Annotated in this window: 6 protein-coding genes; all 6 read right to left on the reverse strand. The window is 67.5% G+C overall.

Annotated elements, in window-relative coordinates; translation table 11 throughout:
• The coding region (locus ACCC94_RS27930; protein ID WP_413352835.1) for an enoyl-CoA hydratase/isomerase family protein at nucleotides 1–182 on the reverse strand (182 nt) is incomplete at its 3' end.
• 67 nt (nucleotides 183–249) lie between these two features.
• On the reverse strand, nucleotides 250–1,398 hold the full coding sequence (locus tag ACCC94_RS27935) for an acyl-CoA dehydrogenase family protein (protein WP_413352836.1): 1,149 nt from the start codon (nucleotides 1,396–1,398) through the stop codon (nucleotides 250–252).
• Between the two features lie 78 nt (nucleotides 1,399–1,476).
• Nucleotides 1,477–2,304, reverse strand: a complete 828-nt coding sequence (locus tag ACCC94_RS27940; RefSeq protein WP_413352837.1) for an SDR family NAD(P)-dependent oxidoreductase — start codon at nucleotides 2,302–2,304, stop codon at nucleotides 1,477–1,479.
• Nucleotides 2,305–2,319: 15 nt separating this feature from the next.
• Entirely contained in the window at nucleotides 2,320–2,727 is a 408-nt protein-coding gene (locus ACCC94_RS27945; RefSeq protein ID WP_413352839.1) for a MaoC family dehydratase, read from the reverse strand.
• A gap of 11 nt (nucleotides 2,728–2,738) precedes the next feature.
• On the reverse strand, nucleotides 2,739–3,179 hold the full coding sequence (locus ACCC94_RS27950; protein ID WP_413352840.1) for a MaoC family dehydratase N-terminal domain-containing protein: 441 nt from the start codon (nucleotides 3,177–3,179) through the stop codon (nucleotides 2,739–2,741).
• Nucleotides 3,180–3,195: 16 nt separating this feature from the next.
• Nucleotides 3,196–4,380 (reverse strand): lipid-transfer protein, encoded by a 1,185-nt coding sequence (locus ACCC94_RS27955; protein WP_413352841.1) that lies wholly within the window; start codon nucleotides 4,378–4,380, stop codon nucleotides 3,196–3,198.
• Nucleotides 4,381–4,483 lie beyond the last annotated feature (103 nt).

Genomic DNA, 4,483 nt, shown 5'->3' on the forward strand with positions numbered 1-4,483 from the left:
GAGCAGAAGGCGCCGCCCGCGCCGGACAACAGCAGCGCGCGCACCTCGGGGTTGCGCCGCAGCGCAGTGAGCGCGTCGATCAGCTCGGCGATCAGGGCCGTGGACAGCGCGTTCTTGCGTTCCGGATTGGCCAGCGTCAGGCGCGCCAGTCCGTCTTCGATTGAGAGTTCGATGCTCGACATGCGTACCTCGCGGCAGGCATCCCGGCGCGAATGGCCGGCCCGCACGCGGCGGCCCGGCCCACCCGCATCACAGGGTGCGGGCGATGATTTCCTTCATGATTTCGTTGGAGCCGCCGAAGATGCGGCCCACCCGGGCGTTGGCGTACATCCGCGCGATGGGGTACTCGAGCATGTAGCCGTAGCCGCCGTGCAGCTGCAGGCACTCGTCGATCACCTTGCAGTTCTGCTCGGTGCTCCACCACTTGGCCATGGCCGCCGTCTCGCCGGACAGCTCGCCCTTGAGCACCTTGACCATGCAGTCGTCGACGAAGGCGCGGGCGATGGTGGCGATGCTCTTGCACTCGGCGAGCTTGAAACGGGTGTTCTGCAGGTCCAGCAGGGTCTGGCCGAACACCTTGCGGCTGCGCACGTATTCGGCGGTCTCTTCCACCGCGCGCTCCATGGTGGCCAGCGCGCCAAGGGCGATGATCATGCGTTCCTGCGGCAACTGCTGCATCAGCTGGATGAAGCCCTTGCCCTCCTCCGGGCCGAGCAGGTTCGCCGCCGGCACGCGCACGTCGTCAAAGAACAGCTCGGTGGTGTCCTGGCCCTTCTGGCCGATCTTTTCCAGGATGCGGCCACGGCGGAAGCCAGGCAGGTCCTTGGTTTCGATCACCACGATGGAGGTGCCCTTGGCGCCCTTCTCCGGGTCGGTCTTGGCCACCACCAGGATGAGGTCGGCGTGGTAGCCGTTGGTGATGAAGGTCTTCGAGCCGTTGATCACGTACTGGTCGCCGTCACGCACGGCGCGGGTCTTGATCGCCTGCAGGTCGGAACCGGCGCCCGGCTCGGACATGGCGATGGCGCCCACCAGCTCGCCGCGGGCCATCTTCGGCAGCCAGTCGAGTTTCTGCTCCTCGCTGGCATAGCGCAGTAGGTAGTGCGCGACGATTCCGCTGTGCACGTTGGTGCCCAGGCTGGTGCACATGGCGCGGCTCTGTTCCAGGGTCACGATGGCGTCGTGGGCGAAGGTGCCGCCACCACCGCCGTACTGTTCGGGAATGCTCGGCAGCAACATGCCGAACTCGCCGGCCTTCAGCCACATGTCGCGGTCGATGTACTGCTGCTTCCACCAGCGCTCCTCATGGGGCACCAGCTCGTTGGCGATGAAGCGGCGGATGGAGTCCTGGAAGATCACCAGGTCGTCGGTGATCCACGGCGATTGAGTGGCGCTCATGGCGGCTCCTCGGCAGACGATTCGGGAAACGATTCGTATAAGAAGGCCGGCCGCACGGGGCGGCCGGCAAAGGGACGGTCAGGGACGACCGCCGCCGACAATCAGCACCTGGCCGGAGACATAGTTCGACTCCGGGATGCAGAACAGGTAGACGCCACCGGCGGCTTCTTCCGGGGTACCGGCGCGGCCCATGGGGATCAGCGCGGCGGCGTTCTTCGCCATCTGCTCGCTGATGCCGACCTTCAGCTCGCGGCCGCCGACGTTGATGGTGGCGCCTTCGCCCGCTGCGGCGGAGGTCAGGCGGGTCTCGATCAGGCCGAAGGCGACGCTGTTGACGCAGACCTTGTAGCGGCCCCATTCCTTGGCCAGGGCCTTGGTCAGGCCATTGATCGCGGACTTGGCGGCCGAGTAGTTGGCCTGGCCGGGGTTGCCCATCACGCCGGAAACGGAAGAGATGTTGACCACCTTGCGGAACACCTCGCGGCCTTCCTCGGCTTCCTTCTTGGCGGCTTCGCGGAAGTGCGCGGAGGCGGCGCGAAGGATGCGGAACGGCGCGGAGACGTGGACTTCCATGATGTCGTCCCACTGCTGGTCGGTCATCTTCTGGATCACGTTGTCCCAGGTGTAGCCGGCGTTGTTGACGATGATGTCGAGGCCGCCGAAGGACTCCAGCGCGGTCTTCACGAAGCGCTCGCCAAAGTCCTTGTCGGTCACGCTGCCGACGCAGGCGACGGCGCGGCCGCCTTCGGCGACGATCTGCGCAACCACTTCCTCGGCCGGTGCCGCGTCGAGGTCGTTGACCACCACGGCGGCGCCGTCGCGGTGCAGCTTGAGGGCGATTTCACGACCGATGCCACGGCCGGAACCGGAAACGATGGCGACCTGGCCTGCGAGTTTGTTGCTCATTGTTGTTCTCCTGTTTCAGGCGTCCAGGGCCACGACGGCTTCGCCGGACAGTTTGATTTCACCCGCCTGGTTGCGGGTGGTGATTTCCAGGCGCAGGGTGCCGGCGGCCTCGTCCTTCTCCAGCACGCGGCCGGAGCAGGTGATGGCGTCACCCAGCTGGGTGATGGCGGCGAAACGCACCGAGAAACTGCGCAGGCGCTCCTGCGCTACCCAGTTGGTCAGCAGCCGGCCGAGGTAGGCCATGGACAGCATCCCGTGGGCGAACACGTCGGGCATGCCGGCCTTCTTCGCGAAGTCGATGTCGACGTGGATCGGGTTGTGGTCGCCCGAGGCGCCGCAGTACAGCGCCAGGGTGGTGCGGTTCACCGGGTCGGTGGTGAAGCTCGGCAGTTCGTCGCCGACGGCGATGGCATTCAGGTTCACGCTCGGCTCCTTCAATTGCGTACGACGAGGCTGTTGCGCAGCTGCGCCACCAGCTCGCCGGCTTCGTTGCTGACACGGGTCTCGCGCACCACGAACTCCAGCGCGCCGCCCTTCTTGTCGTAGATGTCGACGATCTTCGTCTCGAAGCTCAGGCGCTCGCCGGCGAAGGCCATGCGGTGGTAGGTGAAGCCCTGCTCGGCGTGGAGGATGCGGCCGAGGTCGATGTTCAGGCGCTTGAGCACCGAACCCGAGCCGCCGGCTTCCATGTCCAGGCAGAAGAGGAAGGTCGGCGGCACCGGCAGGCCGGGGTAGCCGGCGTCGCGGGCGGCGGTTTCGTCGCTGTAGCGCGCATCCGCCTGGCCGGTGGCCTTGGCGAAGAAGCGCAGGCGTCCCGCCTCGACCAGTTGCGTGTGGCTGGAGACCACCGCGCCGATATGGCTCTTGTCGATCATGCTCGCGGCTCCCGCATCACTGGCGCTGGAACAGGGTGACGACGCAGGCGCCGCCCAGGCCCAGGTTGTGCTGCAGGGCGAAGCGCGCGCCTTCCACCTGGGTGGCGTCGGCGGTGCCGCGCAGCTGGCGGGTCAGCTCGAAGCACTGGGCCAGGCCAGTGGCGCCCAGCGGGTGGCCCTTGGACAGCAGGCCGCCGGAGGGGTTGGTGACGATGCGGCCGCCGTAGGTGTTGTCGCCGTCGAGGATGAATTTCTCGGCGGTGCCTTCGGGGGTCAGCATCAGGCCTTCGTAGGTGATCAGTTCGTTGGCGGTGAAGCAGTCGTGCAGCTCCACCACCTGGATGTCCTGCGGGCCGACTCCGGCCTTCTCGTACACGAGGTTGGCGGCGTTGCGGGTCATGTCGTAGCCGACGACCTTGCGCATGTCGCCTTCGTCGAAGGTGCTGTTGCGGTCGGTGGTCATGGCCTGGGCGGCGATCACCACGTCGGTGCGCAGGCCGTGCTTCTTCGCGAAGGCCTCGGTGCAGACGATGGCGGCAGCCGCGCCGCAGGTCGGCGGGCAGCACTGCAGGCGGGTCAGCGGGTCGAAGATCATCGGCGAGGCCATCACTTCATCGACGCTGACCACGTTGCGGAACACCGCCAGCGGGTTGCGCGCGGCGTGCTGGCTGGCCTTGACGCGGATGCGGGCGAAGGTCTCGCGGCTGATGCCGTATTCCTTCATGTACGCACGGCCGGCACCGCCGAAGAACTGCGCGGCGCGCGGAGCTGCCTCGTCGAAGCCCTGCACCTGGGTCATGGTCTTGGCGAAGCGGTCCATCGGGCCGGTGCGGTCGGTGTAGGCGCCCTTCAGCGCGCCGGGGACCATCTGCTCGAAGCCCAAGGCGATGGCGCATTCCACGGCGCCGCTTTCCACGGCCTGGCGTGCCAGGAACAGCGCGGTGGAGCCGGTGGCGCAGTTGTTGTTGACGTTGACCACCGGGATGCCGGTCAGGCCGACGCCATAGACCGCGGCCTGGCCGCAGGTGGAGTCACCGTAGACATAGCCCACGTAGGCCTGCTGCACCAGCGCATAGTCGATGCCGGCGTCGGCCAGCGCGGCCTTGGCCGCATTGGCGCCCATGATGTGGTACTCGTCGCTCTGGCCCGGCTTGGTAAAGGGGATCATGCCGACCCCGGCCACCACTACTTTATTGCTCATGTGTTTCTCCTTGGGGATGGGCGTGTCGCGGGGGGGGGGGGGGGGGGGGGGGGGGGGGGGGGGGGGGGGGGGGGGGGGGGGGGGGGGGGGGGGGGGGGGGGGG

The organism is Pseudomonas sp. Pseusp97 (assembly GCF_047304025.1).
Lineage (GTDB): Bacteria > Pseudomonadota > Gammaproteobacteria > Pseudomonadales > Pseudomonadaceae > Pseudomonas.